Genomic DNA, 17,645 nt, shown 5'->3' on the forward strand with positions numbered 1-17,645 from the left:
CCAGTTCAAATCCAGCGTCGTGTCGTCCGGCGGTAGTCGTCGTAATCGTCGCCGAACTTTGCCGAGAGATATTTCTCCTCGCGCAGGATGACTCCGCGATGAATTGTCACGAGCACGGGGACGAAGAGGCCGAGCAAGAGCAGGCAGCCGGCGATGACAGTGATGCCGGCGTAGATGCTGGCCATGCCCAGATACATCGGGTTGCGGGTAAGGCGGTAGACGCCGCTTTTGACGAAGGCGGTGGTTTCCTTCCACGGCTCGGGCGGGGTCTCGGCGGCGCGGAATCTGAGGATGGCGAGCATGATCAGCGTCGCGCCGAAGATGCACAGGATGGCGCCGCCGAACGCGCGGCCGGGCCAGTCCTGCGTGATGTCGAGCCCGAGGTTCTGCGCGTGGAGGACAAGCCCCACGACCAGCGTCACGCCGAAGATCAGCGGCGGTGGGGCAATGACGCCGGCGGTTTTCCCGTCTCCCATGGCGCGAGCCTAGCGCGGCGTCGCGCACCCCGCTAGAAGCTTGGCCCATGTCCAAGATCACCATCGATACCAATACCAGCCGCGCCCATCCCAACCCGGCCCCCGGCAAGCGCATGACCGTGCCCAAGATCCGCTCGATGAAGCGGGGCGAGGGCATCGCCATGGAGCCGCTGGTGATGCTCACCGCCTACACCACGCGCATGGCGCAGCTGATCGACCGCCACTGCGACATGATCCTGGTTGGCGACAGCCTGGGCAACGTCATCTACGGTCTTGACAGCACCGTGCCGGTGACGCTCGACATGATGATCGCGCATGGCGCTGCGGTGGTGCGCGGGAGCTGGCACGCGCAGGTCACGGTGGACATGCCCTTCGGCAGTTACGAACAGAGCCCCGAGCAGGCGTTCGCGTCGGCGAGCCGCATCCTGAAGGAAACGGGCGCTTCCGCGGTGAAGCTGGAGGGCGGCGAGGCGATGGCCGAGACCATCCACTTCCTCAATTCGCGCGGCGTTCCGGTGATCGGCCATGTCGGGCTGACCCCGCAGGCGATCAACGTGCTGGGCAGTTACCGCGCGCGCGGCCGCGACGACGCGGAAGCCGACAAGGTGATGAAGGATGCCAAAGCGGTCGCCGATGCCGGTGCCTTCTGCCTCGTCATCGAGGGGGTGATGGAGGACATTGCGACCGACATCACGCGGTCCGTGCCGATCCCGACCATCGGCATCGGCGCATCGGCCGAATGCGACGGACAGGTGCTGGTGACCGAAGACATGCTCGGCCTGTTCGAGCGGGTGCCGCGCTTCGTGAAGAAGTATCACGATCTCGCCGACCAGATCAGCGCGGCGGTCGAAGAATATGCCAACGAAGTGCGTTCGAACAGCTTCCCGCGCGAGGAGCAAATGTACCGTCCCAAGACGTGAGCTTTGCCTTTCCCAAAGGGGCGCGCTAGGGGGTGATCATCCACCGTTCAGGGAGGGAGCGGCAGGCTCCTTCGACCACAAGTTTTTCAGAGGTAACCCTTGGCCCTACCGCCCAATGAAATCGGCAGCTTCGAACGCGAAGTCGACGAGAATTACCGCCGCGACCGTGCCGCGGATTTCGCCAGGACCTATGGCAAGTGGATCGCGATCGGCGTGATCGCCATCCTCGCGGTCGTCGCGGCCTTCCTCTTCTGGCAGAACCAGCAGGCGCAGAAGGCCGGCGAACAGGTCGAGGAACTGGCCAAGGTCATGACCGACTTCGTCGACGGCGAGCGCGTCGGCCTCGACGAGCGGCTCCAGGCGGTCGCGAGCGACAGCGACGGGGCGACCAAGGCCGCCGCGCTGATGACCGAAGCGGCGCTGGCGATGGATGCGGGGGACCGCACCAAGGCGACCGAAATCTATCGCGCGGTCGCTGCCGACGGCGACCTGCCGCAGCCGTTCCGCGACGTGGCGGTGATCCGCGACGTCCAGCTGACCTTCGACACCGCCGAGCCTGCCGACATCATCGCCAAGCTCCAGCCGCTCGCCCAGCCGGGCAAACCCTTTTACGGCAGCGCGGGCGAACTGACCGCCGCCGCCATGCTCAAGATGGGACGCGAACAGGAAGCCGGGCAGATCTTCGCCCAGCTCGCCAATGACAGCGTCGTCCCGCAAACCATCCAGACGCGCGCCGCGCAGATGGCGTCGTCGCTGGGGGTCGAAACCCCCGCGACCGTGACGGACCAGGAAGAAGAATAGGATGACGATGACCCTTCGCACGTTGCTTGTCGCGGCCGTTGCCGCCACCGCGCTTTCGGGCTGCGGCCTGATTAAGAAGAGCACCAAGACGACGCCGGTGCTGGGCGACCGGATCGCGGTCCTCAACGCCGAGAGCGAGATCGGGATCGACGCGACGACCGCGACGCTGCCGCTGGCGCTGCCTGCGCCGTCGGTCAACGCCGAGTGGGGCCAGTCGGGCGGTAACGCGCAGAAGTCGATGGGGCACCCCGCGCTGGCGTCGAACCTCTCGCTCGCCTGGTCGCGATCGATCGGCGAAGGATCGAGCGAAAGCGCACGCCTCACCAGCTCCCCGATCATCACCGGCGGCAAGGTCTACACGATCGACACGCAGGCGGTGGTGCGCAGCTTCGACGCGGCGACCGGCGCACCCGGCTGGTCGACGTCGGTGACCGGCACCAATGACGGCGAAGTGGTCGACCGCAACGCGCTCTACGGCGGCGGCGTCGCCTCGGGCGCGGGTCGCATCTATGCCTCCAACGGGCTCGGCTACGTCTATGCGCTCGACCCGACCAACGGCGGCATCCTGTGGCAGGTCAAACCGCTCGGTCCGATCCGCGGTGCGCCCAGCTATGCCAACGGCAATGTCTACGTGATGACGCAGGACAACCAGGTCGCGGCGCTCGACGCGGCGACCGGGGCGACGCAGTGGACTGCCGCTGCGGCGATGGAGATTGCCGGCGTGTTCGGCGCGGCCTCGCCTGCCGTGGGACGCGGGACGGTGATCGCGGGCTTCAGCTCGGGCGAGCTGGCCGCCTATCGCTACGAAAACGGGCGCGGCGTGTGGCAGGATACGCTCACGCGCACGCGCATCTCGACCTCGGTCTCCTCGCTGTCGGACATCGACGCCGACCCGGTGATCGACAATAACCAGGTCATCGCCATCGGGCAGGGCGGGCGCATGGTCGCGCTCGACATTCTCTCGGGCCAGCGCATGTGGGAACTCAACATCGCCGGCATGTCGACCCCGTGGGTCGCGGGCGAATGGGTGTTCGTGGTGACCGACGATGCGCAGGCGCTCGCGATCAGCCGCACGACCGGCCGCATCCGCTGGATCAACCAGCTGCCGCGCTGGGAGAATGAAAAGAAGAAGAAGGACCCAATCTTCTACGAGGGTCCGGTGCTCGCCAGCGGGCGGCTCGTCTTCGTCGGCTCGAATGGCGCGATGGTGGAGATCGATGCCGATACGGGCAGCTACATCACCCAGCGCAGCGTCGGCGACAGCGTGACGCTGCAGCCGGTGATCGCGAACCAGACCCTCTATCTCATCACCGACAGCGGGCAATTGCAGGCTTACAGGTAGAGCGCGCGCGCGCGACTCTTCTTGACGGGAACCTTTGGTGCGGGCAGGGCGCTGCCCGATCATGGGAAAACCTGTCGTTGCCATTGTCGGACGCCCCAATGTGGGCAAGTCCACCCTGTTCAACCGTCTCGTCGGCAAGCGCGTTGCGCTGGTCGATGACCGGCCGGGGGTGACGCGCGACCGGCGCGAGGGCGACGCGCACCTGCTGGGGCTCGACTTCAAGCTGATCGACACGGCCGGCTTCGAGGACGAGGACGAGCAGTCGCTGCCAGGGCGCATGCGCAAGCAGACCGAGGCCGCAGTGGCCGAGGCCGATGTCGCCTTGTTCGTGGTCGATGCCAAATCGGGCATCACCCCGCTCGACGAGGAAATTGCGCGCTGGCTGCGCGGAAGCGACACGCCGATCGTGGTCGCCGCCAACAAGGCCGAGGGCAAGCTCGGCATGGAAGGCGCGATGGAAGCCTACACGCTGGGGCTGGGCGACCCGTTCGCGCTGTCGGCCGAGCATGGCGAGGGCATCGTCGACCTGTTCGACGCGCTGCGCCCGCATATCGAGCGTGACGAGGATGCCGAGCCCGAACGGCAAGAAGAGGAAGATCCCTTCAAGCCGGCGACGGGTCCGCTCAAGCTGGCGATCGTGGGTCGCCCCAATGCGGGCAAGTCGACGCTGGTCAATCAGATGATCGGCGAGGACCGGCTGATTACCGGACCCGAAGCTGGGATTACCCGCGACAGCATCACGCTCAACTGGGAGTGGCAGGGGCACAAGGTCGAGCTGGTCGATACGGCGGGCCTTCGCAAACGTGCCAAGGTCGACGACAAGCTGGAAAAGCTGTCGGCGATGGACACCAAGCGGTCGATCGACATGGCCGAAGTCGTGATCCTGCTGCTCGACGCGACCCGCGGGCTCGAGGCGCAGGACCTGCGCATTGCCGACCAGGTGATCCAGGAGGGTCGCGCGCTGATGATCGCGATCAACAAGTGGGACATTGCCGAGGGCGCGAGCGCGCTGTTCAACGGGGTCAAGGCGGCGCTCGAAGAGGGGCTCAGCCAGATCAAGAATATCCCGCTCTTCGCCGTGTCGGCCAAGACCGGCAAGGGCATCGACCAGATGATCGAGGCGGCGTTCTTGCTGCGCGAACAATGGTCGCGGCGCGTGTCGACGGGCGAGCTCAACCGCTGGTTCGACGATGCGATCGACGCGCACAACCCGCCTGCGCCCAAGGGGCAGCGGATCAAGCTGCGCTACATCACGCAGGTGAAGTCGCGCCCGCCGACCTTCGTCATCTTCGGCAACCGGCTCGACATGCTGCCCGCCAGCTACGTCCGCTATCTCGAAAACAGCCTGCGCAAGGACCTCAAGATGGGGCCGGTGCCGCTGCGCATCAATCTGCGCATGCAGTCCAACCCCTATCACCAGCGCGCCCGCAAGGCGGGGCCGCCCCGGAGCGAACGGTCAACCTAATCTTTACGCTTCGCGCATAATCCGGGTGGGGTAGATTGGCCCTTCGCGTCGAAGGGCGCTGGAGACGGGTGAACGGGTGGATCAAGGCCACGACATCATCGACTGGGCGTATTTCGAGGAAACGCGCAACACGCTGGGGCCCGGCTTTATCCGGATTCTCGGCTATTTTCGCGAGGACGGGCAGGAAAGCCTGCGCAAGATCGAAGAAGCGATGCACAGCCATGACACGGCGGCGCTGGTGATCCCGGCGCATACGCTGAAAGGCGAGTCGCGCCAGTTCGGCGCAGAGCCGCTGGCCGAAGTCGCCGAGAAGATCGAAATGACCGCGCGCCACTGCATCGAGGTCGGGCGCTTTCCCGACGAGCTGATCCCCGACGTCGTGGAGCTCAAGAAACTGTTCAGGGACACGATCGCCGCCTTCGACGCTGCGGTCAGCCCCCTGAAGCAGCGCCAGAAGCCCGGCGGCTTCGGCAACAAGGTCGCCAACACCGGTTTCGGTCGCGCGGGAAGTTGACGCGGGGCGTCATTGCGAGGAGCGCAGCGACGCGGCAATCCACCGCACTGCCATGGACTGCCGCGCTACGATCGCAGTGACGAAAGAAAAAGGGCGCCTCGCGGGGCGCCCTTTCCTTTATGCGGCTTCGAGAGCCGGTGCTTGTCGCTTGAGCATCGGCTGCGGCTTGAGCCGTGCGAGGCTGCGCCAGAGCCATTCGAGCGGGCCGTAATGGAAGCGTTCGAGCCATGGTTTCGACCAGAGCAGGATCGCGATCCACATGCCGATCACGAAAATGTTGAGCGCGAACCGCTCATACTCGGCATATTGGTTGAGGCCGTAGCCGTAAAAGATCGTGGTCATCACGATCGACGTGCCCAGATAGTTGGTGAAGGCCATGCGCCCCGCAGCCGCGAGACGGGTGGCGAGCGCGCCATCCATCCCCTTCTTGGCGAAGAGGATGATCAGCGCCGCCCAGCCGACCGCACTGACGATCTGGAAGGGGCCGTTGGCGGTCATCGCGAGCGCCATCGCGCCAAACGAGAAGTCCGAGCTCATGATGTAATAAGCGAGCAGCGCCGAACCGAGCGAGCCGATGCCAAGGCACCACATGGCGACCTTCTTGTAGCGCGCGCTTTCCCATGCGCCGGTCAGGAAGCCATTGCGGAACAGCCACATGCCGATGAGCATGATGCCGATCGACATGGGCAGGCCCTGCGCCGAGAAGCCGAGCATCTTCCAGCGATGCTCGTTGAAGCGCCAATCCATGATGCCGGCATAGTCGCCCTTGTGGCGCGCGATTTCTGCCGCGACGCCCGACGTGTCGGTGCCCATGAACACCTTCATGACCTGCATCTGCTCCATCAGATCGGCATATTCGTCGGCAGGCATCATCGAGGGGTTGCTCATCACCGCCATCAGGCCGCCCATCTGGACGAGGCCGAAGAGCGTCATGATCGTGAGCAAGGCGATGCCCCAGTTTCGCAACACCTTCGCGCTATTCTTGCGCCAGAGGAACAGGAATAGGCCGCTCATCGCGTAAAGCGCGAGAATGTCGCCCCACCAGATGAACCAGTAGTGGATCATCCCGAAGGCGAAGAGCCACAGCATGCGGCTGTAATGGGTGAAGGCCGGGCTCTTTTCCTTGGCCATTGCGCGTTCGACCACGAGCAGCGCCGAGGCACCGAACAGGATCGAGAAGAGGCCGCGCATCTTGCCGTCGACCAGCACATAGTCGACGAACCAGGTGGCAAGGTTGATGCCACTATCGCCGCCATAGACGGTCGGGTTGAAATAGGCACCGAGCGGCAGCCCGAATGCGTAGATATTCATTGCCAGGATGCCCATCACCGCGACACCGCGAACGATGTCGAGGGTCAGGATCCGGGTCCGTGTCGTGGTCGCCATGGTGGCGTTCCCCCCCCTTGCTGAAATGTTTCCCCTATGACGCCACCGACGCCGTCTTGCGCATCGGTTGGACCTGCCAGCGCGACAGCGAGCGCCAGACCCACTCTAGCGGGCCATAGCGGTAGCGGTCGAGCCACCATTTGCTGAACAGCAGCATGGCGAGCCACATGGCGGGTACAAAGTAGAGCCAGGCCGTGCCGCGGGTCAGTTCCCCGAACAGCCCGAAACCGAAGCCGAACATGATCGGCGTCATGATCAGCGTCATGCCGAGATAGTTGGTGAAGGCCATCCGCCCCGCCGCGGCGATGCGCGTCGAGAGCCAATTCATGCCGCCGCGCGACCACAGGATCAGGATCGCGGCATAGCCCATCGCCATCAGCGCCCGCGTCCATGGCGTCAGCGCGTTGCGCGCCATGCCGGCATACATGAAGTCGTAATTGCCCGAGACCACCCAGGCAGCGACCGCGGCCGAATAGAGCGCCAGTGCGCCAAAGCCCCAGATCGCCCACTTGCGATAGGTGGCGTGCGATTCTTCGCCGGTCAGGAAGCCCGAGCGATAAAGCCCCATGCCGAGCAACATCAGCCCGAGCGTTTCGGGCAGCAGGAAGACCGAGACCATGAAAGGCTGGAACGGGTTGTTGGACAGCTGCGCCTGAAGGTGCGTCATCGGCGTTTGATGCTTGGCCTTGGCCTGCTCGAACACTTCGGGCGGGGGACCTCGGCGTTCGGGCTCGGCCTCGACCACCGCATCGGGATCGGCGGTGGCGGCGGCATCGCCGTCGGTCGCTTCGGCGGCGGCTTCGGCTTCGGCAGCGGCTTCCTCGGCCGCCTCTGCCTCTTGCTGTTGCTGCTGCTGATACTGGCCGTAGGCCTGGCTCACCGGCATCGCGATATAAGCGATGAAGAGGAGGATGGCCGACCAGATGAAGAGCACCTTGACGCTGCGCTTCCACCACAGATAGGCGAGCGCGCCGATCATGGCGTAGTGCGAGAGGATGTCGCCCCACCACAGGATGTAATAATGGGCGAGGCCGATCACGAGCAGCCAGAAGATGCGCGGGTAATGGACGCGCCACCCGGCCTTGCCTGCCGCGACCGCGCGGTCGACGACCAGCAGCATCGAGGCGCCGAAGAGCATCGAGAAGAGCGCGCGCAGCTTGCCGTCGACGAGGATGAGGTTGGCAAGATACATGACCTTGTCTCCCAGCCCGTCGAAGCCCTGCAGGATCGGCTGGAAGTAGACGCCCTGCATAAAAGACATGCCGATGATGTTGACCGAAAAGATGCCGAGCACGGCAAAGCCGCGGATCAGATCGAGGCTGACGATCCGGTCGGGTGATGTGGTGGCCATGGGTCGCGTCCCTCCCCCAGAGTAGGTGTATTAGACGCGCATAACACTGAAACAGGGAAAGTAAAGATCGTTTCGACGGCAGGACGAACGGCGGAATGTCACAGCCAGGTGGTGATCTGCTCGAGCGGCTTCTTGATCGTGGCGTGGACGGGCACGGTGGCATCGTCGGTGGGCAGGCCTGCCACGATGATCATCACCGGCTTCTCGTCCGCGGGGCGACCGCAAATCTCGCGCAGGAAACCCATGGGCGAGGGCGTGTGGGTGAGGGTCGCCAGCCCGGCCTTGTGGAGTGCGGTCAGCAGCATGCCGCAGGCGATGCCGCAGCTTTCGGTGACGTAGTAATTCTGCTTCCTGTCGCCCAGTTCGATCCCGCCCTTGCGCTGGCCGAAGACGACGATGTGCCACGGCGCGACGTCGAGATAGGATTTGTCGTCGTCGGTGCCGATGGGGGCGAGCGCCTCGAGCCATTCCTGGCCCGCCTTGCCCGCATAGAACTCCTGCTCTTCCTTTTCCGCCGCTAGCCGGATGCGGTGCTTGATGTCGGGATCGGAGACGACGACGAAGTGCCACGGCTGGTGGTTTGCGCCGTTAGGCGCGGTGCCGGCGGCAAGGATCGCTTTCTCGATCACTTCGCGCGGCACGGGCTTGTCGGAGAACATGCGGCAGGAGCGACGCTCCTTGATTTCCTCGTAGAACTTTTGTGCGGCTGCAACTCTTTCCTCGTCGGAAAGATCGGGCAGGTCCGTGTAGGGGACCGAAGGCACATCCTTCATGGGGCTCGACTACTCCTCGTCGGCGGGCTTGGACTGGAGCTGGATGTAATTTTGCAGCCCCATCGATGCGATCATGTCGAGCTGGGTTTCGATCTCGTCGACATGATTCTCTTCGCTTTCGAGGATTTCGGCGAAAAGGTTACGGCTGACATAGTCGCGGACTTCCTCGCAGTGCGCGATCGCGACGCGCAGCTGGTCGAGCGCTTCCATTTCGAGCGCGAGGTCGGCCTTGAGGACTTCCTCGACATTCTCGCCGATGCGCAGCTGGCCGATCGCCTGGAAGTTGGGGAGCCCGTCGAGCATCAGGATGCGCTCGGCAAGCTGGTCGGCATGCTTCATCTCGTCGATCGACTCTTCGCGCTCGTGCGCGGCGAGGCGGGCCATGCCCCAATTGTCGAGCATGCGGTAATGCAGCCAATACTGGTTGGTCGCGGTCAGCTCGTTACGAAGCGTTTCGTTGAGCAGTTCGATGACGCGCGCGTCGCCCTTCATCATGGTCTCCCTTTGGTGTGGGGACCTCATAAGCGTGCGACTCCGGCCAAGGCCAGTGAAAGCGACTCGCAATTAGGGAAGGGGGCTTTACGCAGCGCGAACGTCGCGCGGGGCGAGCAGCTTCTCGCGCTCCTCGGCGACGAGATCGTCGGCATGATCCTCACAGCTGCCGCAGTCGAACGTGCAACCCATCGAGCGATAGGCGGTCTCGGCATCCGGACACCCACGACGCGCCGCGGCGCGGATGTCACGCTCCCGAATCACATTACAGCTGCATACGATCATGGGCTGATTGTACGCTAATGCGAATGATTTGCAATTAGAAAGTGTAGGAGCGGCTATAGCTCGCCCTGCATGAGCTCGGGGAAGAAGCTCTCATGGGCCTCGCGCAGCGCCGCAAGCGTGACCTTGCCGCCGGCAATGTCGATGCTCGGATCGGGCGAAACGGTGCCGCACACGTCGTAGCTCGCGCCGGCCTCGGCCAGCTTGCCCTTCACCTGTTCGAGCAGCCCGGTCGAGACGACATAGCAGGCCTGGCTCTCGGCGAACCAGTCGGCGGGCGTGTCGCCGATATCGGGCTGGAGCCGGGCGCCGCGACCTGCGGCGAGCGCCATCTCGGCGATCGCGACCAGCGGGCCGCCGTCGGAGATATCGTGCACGCCCGAGACGAGACCGTGGTCGATGAGATCGCGGATCAGTGAAGCGTTGCGCTTCTCCGCGTCGAGGTCGACGCGCGGCGGCAGGCCGTCGCGGCGGTCGTGGCAGACGCGCAGCCATTCGCTCTGGCCGAGATCTTCGTGGCGGCGGGTGCCGATGATGACGATGTCCTCGCCGATCGCGCCCAGTGCCGAGCCCATCGAGTGGCTCCATTCCTTGAGCAGGCCGACGCCGCCGATGGCGGGGGTGGGGAGGATCGCGCTGCCGCCGCCGGTCGCCTTGCTCTCGTTGTAGAGCGAGACGTTGCCCGAGACGATCGGGAAATCGAGCGCGCGGCAGGCTTCGCCCATGCCCTCGAGACAGCCGACGAACTGCGCCATGATTTCGGGGCGCTCGGGATTGCCGAAATTGAGGCAGTTGGTGACCGCGAGCGGGGTGCCGCCGACCGCGGAAATGTTGCGATAGGCCTCGGCGATGGCCTGCTTGCCGCCCTCGACCGGGTCGGCATAGCAATAGCGCGGGGTGCAGTCGGTCGAGATGGCGATCGCTTTCTCGGTGCCGTGGATACGTACCACCGCAGCGTCGCCGCCGGGCTTCTGCACCGTATTGCCGCCGACCTGGCTGTCATACTGCTCGTAGATCCAGCGGCGCGAGGCGATGTTGGGCGAGCCGATCAGTTTGAGGAGGTCGCCGGTGAGGTCGACATCGCCCGGCAGGTCGCCGAGCGGCTCGATGCCCGCCCAGGCGCGATACTCGTCCTGATTCAGATGCGGGCGCTGATATTCGGGCGCGTCGTCGGCGAGGGGCCCGAGCGGGATATCGCACACGACGTCGCCCTGCCATTCGAGGATCATGCGCTGCGTGTCGGTGACCTCGCCGATGACCGCGAAGTCGAGCTCCCACTTGGTGAAGATCTCTTCCGCCATCTTCTCCTTGCCGGGCTTCAAGACCATGAGCATGCGCTCCTGGCTTTCGCTCAGCATCATCTCGTAGGGCGTCATGCCCTCTTCGCGCTGCGGCACCTTGTCCATGTCGATGCGCAGGCCCGTCTCGCCATTGGTCGCCATTTCGACCGAGGAAGAGGTAAGACCCGCCGCGCCCATGTCCTGAATCGCGACGATCGCGTCGGTCGCCATCAATTCGAGGCAGGCCTCGATCAGCAGCTTTTCGGTGAAGGGATCGCCGACCTGGACGGTGGGGCGTTTTTCCTCCGTGTCGTCGGAGAAATCGGTCGAGGCCATGGTCGCGCCGTGAATGCCGTCGCGCCCGGTTTTCGACCCGACATAGACGATCGGATTGCCGACGCCGGTGGCGGCCGAATAGAAGATCTTGTCGCTGCGCGCGTGGCCGACAGTCATCGCGTTGACGAGGATGTTGCCGTCATAGGCCTTGTCGAAATTCACTTCGCCGCCGACAGTCGGCACGCCGACGCAATTGCCGTAGCCGCCGATGCCGGCGACCACGCCCGCGATCAGGTGGCGCATCTTGGGATGGTCGGGACGGCCGAAGCGCAGCGCGTTCATGTTGGCGATCGGGCGCGCGCCCATGGTGAAGACGTCGCGCAGGATGCCGCCCACGCCCGTCGCTGCGCCCTGGTAGGGTTCGATATAGGACGGGTGGTTGTGGCTCTCCATCTTGAACACGGCGGCATCGCCGTCACCGATGTCGATCACGCCGGCATTCTCGCCCGGGCCCTGGATCACCCACTCGGCCTCGGTCGGCAGCTTCTTCAGGTGAAAGCGCGAGCTCTTGTAGGAGCAATGCTCCGACCACATCACCGAGAAGATGCCGAGTTCGACGAGGTTGGGCTCACGGCCCAGCGCGGCGAGGATGCGGTCATACTCCTCGGGGGAGAGACCATGTTCGGCGACGGTTTCCTGGGTGATGGGCTGGTCGGTCATGAGGCACGCTCTAGAGGGCAATGGGGGATAAAAAAAGCCCCCGCTGGCGTGATGCTGCGGGGGCTGTGAAATTCAGTTCTTCGTCGGCGCTTACTTGCGGCAGGTCGCCCCGTTGAAGGTGACGCTGTCGCTGGTCGGCGAACCGGTCAGCGTGTTGTCGCCGCCATCGGTATAGGCTCCGCCATCGCCCTGGATGAGGGTGACGCCAGCCTCACCCTGCGGGGTGACGCGCGCACTCATCTGTTCGCCGGTCTTGATCCAGTCGATCACAAGCAGCAGGTTCGAGCCCGAGCAGCGATAATCGTCGCCGCCCACGCGCATCGGCACGGTCGCGGGATCGATCGGTTCGGCTTCGGCGAGTTCCTTTGCCTGCGGATCGACGACGCCGCCGACCACTTCGGGTTCCTTCTGCGGCCCGCAGGCCGAAAGCGCGAGCGCCGCAAGCGCGGCAGGAGCAAAAATCTTGTAGGTCATGATGGGGGCGTCCTTTCGCTTTTGTGCAACGCAAGGTCAAGGGATGATTGCGAGATTTCGACCAACTGCCTACACTCCGACGAATGCAGATTATCGGACCAGGACGCGGGCGCGGCGAAGGAATGCAGCGCATTCGCATCGGGGTGACGGGGCTCGCCTTCGTCTTCCTGCTGGTCCTGCTCGGCACCGCGATCGGCACCCAGCGCGCGGACCAGCCGGAGGTCGAGGACGATCTTTCCGTGTTCGTCGAAGAGGCTCCTTCCGAACCCGCAGAGCCGCTCGCCGAGCTCGGCGCGGCGCCCGGCCAGGCGTCGAGCGAGCCCGAGGCCGACGTCCCGCCCGATCCCTCGATCGACAGTGAGAGCGACGTCATCCTCGACGAACTGGCGAGGCCGTCGGGCGGCTGATGCGAATGCTCGTCGGGCCTGTCGCCCTCCTCCTTAGCGCCTGCGCGCCCGCGCCCGAGGCGACGACCGCCGACAAGCCGGTGCTGGGACTGGTCACCACCCTGCCGCTGATGTTCGCGCCGACCTTTTCGCTCGAGGGTGGGTCGCTGCTCGTGAGCGCGCTCGAGGAGCGTTACGAAGTGCGCGGGGTCGCGGCCACCGACGCGGACAGCCTCGCCGGGATCGACCAGCTGCTGATGGCGCACGCGCTGCCGCAGACGGCGGAAAATCTCGTCGCGCTCGACGAATGGGTGCGCGGCGGGGGCGAGGTCGTGCTGCTCGCCGATCCGCAGCTCGAATGGAATGTCGGACTGCCGCTCGGCCATCCGCAGGCACCGCCATATTATTTCGGCGACACCGGGCTGCTCGCCCATTGGGGGCTGTCGCTCGAAGGGCCCTTCGACGGCGAGGAGGTTGGCGGGGTCGCGGTGCGCGGCGCCGGTCGCCTGTCGAGCAATAGTGAGAATTGCGCCATCGAGGCGGCCGGGCTGGCGGCGATGTGCAGCGTGGGCGAGGGGCGCGCCTTCGTCATCGCAGACGCCGACTTTCTCGACGCCGATCCCGAACAAGCCAACGTGCTAATCATGGACGCGCTCGAGCGGCTCGCGCGCTAATAACCCTTTAACCTCAAGGGACTCGGCACAAGTCCGGGATGCCCACAAACTTATCCACAGGCTTACCCACCCATCGTTTCGGAGGGCATACCCATCCGATCCCGTCCAAGATTCCGCCTATTTCCGCGAAAACCCATTGAAACCCATGAAATGGCATGAAAACCCATTGTATCCCTGTCTGACATAGGTTACTCACAATGAAATGGAGCGCGGGGGCATCCCCCCGAGTCGGGACGAATCTTCAAGGCCGAGCGAAGGGAAGCGCACAGGCCATTGGGAAGATGGGATTTTTCGCCACCGCGCACGTGAGGTGGGCTGAAACGAACCGTGACGCTAGAGCATCTATTTCAGGGAAGCGCGCTCAACGCGGTAGACGCGAAGGGTCGCGTCTCTGTGCCCGCTTTCCTGCGCTCGGTGATCGAACGGCGCGGCGATGCCCGCACCATCGTCCTCGCCAAGAACGCGATCTTCCCCTGTCTCGACGCCTATGACCCGGCCTACGCCGCGCTGAAGCATAGCAAGATGGAGCGCCGCGCGGAGAAGAACGAGACCGCGATCGGCTCCGACCTCGATTACATGCAGGCCAATCTGATGGCCTTCGCCGCCACCGAAGAAGTGCCCTACGACAAGTCGGGGCGCATCGTGCTGCCGCCGATGATGCGCATGAAGGGCAAGATCGAGGAGCTCGCATTGTTCCTTGGCACCGGCGAGACCTTCCAGGTCTGGAACCCCGAACTCTTCCTCGCCGAGGAGCGCATCCCCGAGGATCTCAAGGACATCGCCCGCTATCGTCTCAACGAGCGGGGGATTACGCTATGAGCGCGTCCATCGTTCCCCCCACCAGCGATCATATTCCTGTGCTGATCGATGAGGTGGTGGACGCGCTCGCTATTTCCGAAGACGACGTGATCGTCGACGGCACATTCGGGGCCGGCGGTTATACGTCGGCAATCTTTTCAGCGGGGGCGGGGCGCGTGATCGGCTTCGATCGCGATCCGGACGCGGTGCGCGCCGGGCCGGCACGCGTCCCCCATGCTGGGCTGACCCTCATCGAGGCACCTTTCTCGACCATGGATGACGAGCTCGAAGCGCGTGACCTCGCTCCGGTCGACGGGGTGGTGCTCGATATCGGCGTCTCCTCGATGCAGCTCGACCAGGCCGAGCGCGGCTTCTCCTTCCGCGAGGACGGACCGCTCGACATGCGCATGAGCCAGGCAGGCGAGACCGCCGCCGACTTCCTCAACGAAGCGCCCGAGGCCGAGATTGCCCGCGTCATCAAGACCTATGGCGAAGAGCCGCGCGCCCGCCGCGTCGCCGCCGCCATCGTCAAGGCGCGCCCGCTCACGCGGACCAGCGAGTTGGCCGACGTGGTGCGCGGGGCGCTTGGCTACCACAGGGGCATGAAGACCGATCCGTCGACCAAGACGTTCCAGGCGATCCGCATCCATCTCAACGCCGAGCTCGACGAGCTTGAGGCAGGGCTGCGCGCGGCCGAAAAAGTCTTGAAGCCCGGCGGGCGCCTCGCGGTCGTGACCTTTCATTCGCTCGAGGATCGCATCGTCAAGCGCTTCCTGCGCGACCGGTCGGGCAATCGCCCGGGCACGTCGCGCCACCTTCCCGAGCGTCATGACGGTCCCGAGCCGACCTTCGAAAATGTCTCCAAGCCGGTATCGCCCAGCGAGGCCGAGCTTGCCCGTAACCCGCGCGCGCGTTCGGCGCGCCTCCGCATGGGAGTGCGCACCGCGGCGCCCGCGTGGGACCAGGAGATGGCGGCATGAGCGCGCGTACCCGCAGCTTCCGCCCGATCATTCTCGCGGCCCTCGTGCTGGTCGCGAGCCTGTCCTGCTACCTCATCTCGCTGCGCGTCGCCTCCGAACGCGCGGCGCTGGAAGGGGTCGAACGCGACATCGCCATGGTCACCCGCGACATCCGCACGCTCGAGACCGAAATCGGCACGCGTGGACGCCTCGCGCAGCTCGAGCGCTGGAATGCGCGCTTCCTGCGGCTCAGCGCGCCGCGCGCCGACCAGTTCGTCGACACCGGCTTCCACCTCGCCAACCTCGTGACGCCGCAAGAGCAGCCCGCGCTCGAAGCGCCGGTGGTGCTGGCCTCGGCCGATGCGCCCGCGCGCGAAGACGTGATCGAAACGCCCGCGACCAAGCCGGCGGCCGAGATGCTGCAGCTGGCCTCGCTCGAGCGCACCGTCGCGCCCAAGCCGGCGGCAAAACCAGCCAAGCCGGTCGTCGACAGCCTCGCACCGCAAGGCGGCGACGATGACGTGCGCGATCCGCTCGCTCCAATCGAGGTCGGCGCCTCCCGATGAACGCGCATAGTCCCGACCTCGTCACCCACGAACGCGTGAGACTGGTCGGTGAGAAGCGTCGCCTGCTGGCGATTACCCACCAGCGTCTGATGCTCGGCCTGCTGCTGTTCGTCGGCGGCATCGCGCTGATCACGCTGCGTATCGGCTGGCTCACCGCGTTCGGCGATGAAAGCGACGGCGGGCGGCTGGCGGCTTCCTATCTTCCCTCGCGCGGGGACATCGTCGATCGCGAGGGCGAAACGCTCGCCCGCACGATCGACGCCTGGACCATCGCGCTTCAGCCCAAGAAGGTGATCGGCAACAAGCTCGACCTCGCGCGCAAGCTCGCCTCGCTCATGCCCGAAAAGGACGAGGCCGATTATCTGGAGATGCTCCAGGGCGACAAGAACTTCATCTACCTGCGCCGCCGTGCATCGCCGCGACTGGTCGAAGCGGTCAACGCCATTGGCGAACCCGGCATCAACTTGAGCCGTGAACCCGACCGGCTCTACCCGCAGCTGAGCCTCGGCGCGCACGTCATCGGCTATACCGATGTCGACGGCAAAGGCGTGGCCGGGGCCGAGCGCGCCTTCCAGGGCCGCCTTGCCGACAGCGCGATGCGCGGCGAGCCGGTGCAACTTTCCATCTCCAGCCGGATCCAGCAGGCGCTAGAGCATGAGCTGCAGGCGGCGGTCGACGAATTCTCCGCGATTGGCGCGGCGGGCGTCATCATGGACATCCATACCGGCGAAGTGCTGGCGATGACCTCGCTGCCGCAGCTCAATCCGAACGTGGCGGGCGAAGGGAGCGTCGAGCAGCGCTTTAACCGCGCCGCGCTCGGCGTCTACGAACTGGGCTCGACCTTCAAGCCGTTCACCGTCGCGATGGCGATGGACGCGGGGCATATCCGCTCGATGGGGCAGATGTACGCCTGTCCCGAGAAGCTCAAGGTCGGCAATCGCACGATCAGCGACACGCATCCCTTCGGGCGCGCCTGCTCGGTCGCCGAAATCATGATGGAAAGCTCCAACATTGGCACCGCGCAGATCGCGATGGAGCTGGGGGCGGAGAAGCAGCGCGAGTTTCTCGAGGCGATGGGCTTCATGAAGCGCTCCGAACTCGAACTGCTCGAACGCGCACGTCCGCTCACTCCGCCGGGCAATCCGTGGAGCGAAATCTCGACCGTGACGGTAGGCTATGGCCACGGCATCGCGGTGACCCCGCTGCACCTCGCAAGCGGTTACGCGACGCTGCTCAATGGCGGGCTCTATCGTCCTCCGACCATCCTCAAGATCCCCGAGGGCCAAGCTGCACCGGCGGGCGAGCGGGTGTTCAGCGAACAGACCAGCTACCGCATGCGCTCGCTGCTGCGGCTGGTAGTGACCGAAGGCACGGGTCGCAAGGCCGATGCGCCGGGTTACCGCGTGGGCGGCAAGACGGGCACGGCGGAAAAACTGGTCAACGGGCGCTATTCCAAGCGGCTGGTCACCAATAGCTTTGCAGGGGTGTTCCCGATGGACGAGCCTCGCTATGTCGCGGTCGTGATGCTCGATGAACCCAAAGGGACCAAGGAAACGTTCGGTTTTCGAACGGCAGGCTGGAACGTGGCCCCGGTGGTCTCGCGTACCATCTCGCGCATAGCGCCCATGCTGGGCGTGCGGCCGAACATGGGACGCGAACCCGACATGAGCGAAGTCCTGCCCTACGTGTTCGAAGACGAATAGGAATTTT

19 protein-coding genes are annotated in these 17,645 nt (G+C 65.0%); 11 read left to right on the forward strand and 8 right to left on the reverse strand.

The genetic code is table 11. The annotated features are described in order from the left end of the window. Window positions 1–5: 5 nt before the first annotated feature. On the reverse strand, window positions 6–476 hold the full coding sequence (locus tag KTQ36_RS03600) for a methyltransferase family protein (protein WP_218632379.1): 471 nt from the start codon (window positions 474–476) through the stop codon (window positions 6–8). Window positions 477–523: 47 nt separating this feature from the next. On the opposite strand from KTQ36_RS03600, the gene panB reads away from it, so the two are divergent. From panB to KTQ36_RS03625, 5 genes are all read left to right on the forward strand, one after another. Beyond that, window positions 524–1,396, forward strand: a complete 873-nt coding sequence (panB, locus tag KTQ36_RS03605; protein ID WP_218632380.1) for a 3-methyl-2-oxobutanoate hydroxymethyltransferase — start codon at window positions 524–526, stop codon at window positions 1,394–1,396. 99 nt (window positions 1,397–1,495) lie between these two features. Continuing rightward, complete coding sequence (locus tag KTQ36_RS03610; RefSeq protein WP_218632381.1) at window positions 1,496–2,197, forward strand: tetratricopeptide repeat protein; 702 nt, start codon at window positions 1,496–1,498, stop codon at window positions 2,195–2,197. Window position 2,198: 1 nt separating this feature from the next. Beyond that, window positions 2,199–3,539: a PQQ-like beta-propeller repeat protein gene (locus KTQ36_RS03615; protein ID WP_218632382.1), complete on the forward strand. Its 1,341-nt coding sequence runs from the start codon at window positions 2,199–2,201 to the stop codon at window positions 3,537–3,539. A gap of 61 nt (window positions 3,540–3,600) precedes the next feature. Further along, complete coding sequence (gene der / locus KTQ36_RS03620; RefSeq protein ID WP_218632383.1) at window positions 3,601–5,004, forward strand: ribosome biogenesis GTPase Der; 1,404 nt, start codon at window positions 3,601–3,603, stop codon at window positions 5,002–5,004. A gap of 76 nt (window positions 5,005–5,080) precedes the next feature. Next, window positions 5,081–5,518, forward strand: a complete 438-nt coding sequence (locus KTQ36_RS03625; protein WP_345777656.1) for an Hpt domain-containing protein — start codon at window positions 5,081–5,083, stop codon at window positions 5,516–5,518. 117 nt (window positions 5,519–5,635) lie between these two features. On the opposite strand, the gene KTQ36_RS03630 is transcribed toward KTQ36_RS03625, so the two are convergent. From KTQ36_RS03630 to KTQ36_RS03660, 7 genes are all read right to left on the reverse strand, one after another. Continuing rightward, window positions 5,636–6,904: a DUF418 domain-containing protein gene (locus KTQ36_RS03630; RefSeq protein ID WP_218632384.1), complete on the reverse strand. Its 1,269-nt coding sequence runs from the start codon at window positions 6,902–6,904 to the stop codon at window positions 5,636–5,638. A 34-nt stretch (window positions 6,905–6,938) separates the two neighbouring features. Then, on the reverse strand, window positions 6,939–8,255 hold the full coding sequence (locus tag KTQ36_RS03635) for a DUF418 domain-containing protein (protein ID WP_218632385.1): 1,317 nt from the start codon (window positions 8,253–8,255) through the stop codon (window positions 6,939–6,941). Window positions 8,256–8,353: 98 nt separating this feature from the next. Next, window positions 8,354–9,028, reverse strand: coding sequence for a nitroreductase family protein (locus tag KTQ36_RS03640; protein ID WP_218632386.1), 675 nt, complete (start codon window positions 9,026–9,028; stop codon window positions 8,354–8,356). Window positions 9,029–9,037: 9 nt separating this feature from the next. Further along, a complete protein-coding gene (gene bfr / locus KTQ36_RS03645; protein ID WP_218633807.1) occupies window positions 9,038–9,520 on the reverse strand; it encodes a bacterioferritin in 483 nt (160 codons plus the stop codon). Window positions 9,521–9,607: 87 nt separating this feature from the next. Further along, window positions 9,608–9,805 (reverse strand): (2Fe-2S)-binding protein, encoded by a 198-nt coding sequence (locus KTQ36_RS03650; RefSeq protein ID WP_218632387.1) that lies wholly within the window; start codon window positions 9,803–9,805, stop codon window positions 9,608–9,610. A 53-nt stretch (window positions 9,806–9,858) separates the two neighbouring features. Further along, window positions 9,859–12,078 (reverse strand): phosphoribosylformylglycinamidine synthase subunit PurL, encoded by a 2,220-nt coding sequence (gene purL, locus KTQ36_RS03655; RefSeq protein ID WP_218632388.1) that lies wholly within the window; start codon window positions 12,076–12,078, stop codon window positions 9,859–9,861. A 90-nt stretch (window positions 12,079–12,168) separates the two neighbouring features. Then, window positions 12,169–12,552: a hypothetical protein gene (locus KTQ36_RS03660; protein ID WP_218632389.1), complete on the reverse strand. Its 384-nt coding sequence runs from the start codon at window positions 12,550–12,552 to the stop codon at window positions 12,169–12,171. A 122-nt stretch (window positions 12,553–12,674) separates the two neighbouring features. Here KTQ36_RS03660 and KTQ36_RS03665 point away from each other — a divergent pair, with 122 nt between their 5' ends. The 6 genes from KTQ36_RS03665 (at window position 12,675) to KTQ36_RS03690 (ending at window position 17,638) form a co-directional block, all read left to right on the forward strand. Beyond that, window positions 12,675–12,959: a hypothetical protein gene (locus tag KTQ36_RS03665; protein ID WP_218632390.1), complete on the forward strand. Its 285-nt coding sequence runs from the start codon at window positions 12,675–12,677 to the stop codon at window positions 12,957–12,959. Further along, window positions 12,959–13,612, forward strand: coding sequence for a motility-associated ABC transporter substrate-binding family protein (locus tag KTQ36_RS03670; protein WP_218632391.1), 654 nt, complete (start codon window positions 12,959–12,961; stop codon window positions 13,610–13,612). Before KTQ36_RS03665 ends, KTQ36_RS03670 begins: the two co-directional genes overlap by 1 nt. Before the next feature lie 393 nt (window positions 13,613–14,005). Continuing rightward, window positions 14,006–14,431, forward strand: a complete 426-nt coding sequence (locus KTQ36_RS11470) for a division/cell wall cluster transcriptional repressor MraZ (protein WP_218632392.1) — start codon at window positions 14,006–14,008, stop codon at window positions 14,429–14,431. Further along, window positions 14,428–15,390 (forward strand): 16S rRNA (cytosine(1402)-N(4))-methyltransferase RsmH, encoded by a 963-nt coding sequence (gene rsmH, locus KTQ36_RS03680; RefSeq protein WP_218632393.1) that lies wholly within the window; start codon window positions 14,428–14,430, stop codon window positions 15,388–15,390. Before KTQ36_RS11470 ends, rsmH begins: the two co-directional genes overlap by 4 nt. Next, window positions 15,387–15,935 (forward strand): hypothetical protein, encoded by a 549-nt coding sequence (locus tag KTQ36_RS03685; protein WP_218632394.1) that lies wholly within the window; start codon window positions 15,387–15,389, stop codon window positions 15,933–15,935. Before rsmH ends, KTQ36_RS03685 begins: the two co-directional genes overlap by 4 nt. Beyond that, the gene (locus KTQ36_RS03690) at window positions 15,932–17,638 is read left to right on the forward strand and encodes a peptidoglycan D,D-transpeptidase FtsI family protein (RefSeq protein ID WP_218632395.1); all 1,707 of its coding nucleotides are present in this window, start codon (window positions 15,932–15,934) and stop codon (window positions 17,636–17,638) included. Before KTQ36_RS03685 ends, KTQ36_RS03690 begins: the two co-directional genes overlap by 4 nt. Window positions 17,639–17,645 lie beyond the last annotated feature (7 nt).

Origin of the sequence: Sphingomicrobium clamense (assembly GCF_019264355.1) — a bacterium.
Lineage (GTDB): Bacteria > Pseudomonadota > Alphaproteobacteria > Sphingomonadales > Sphingomonadaceae > Sphingomicrobium > Sphingomicrobium clamense.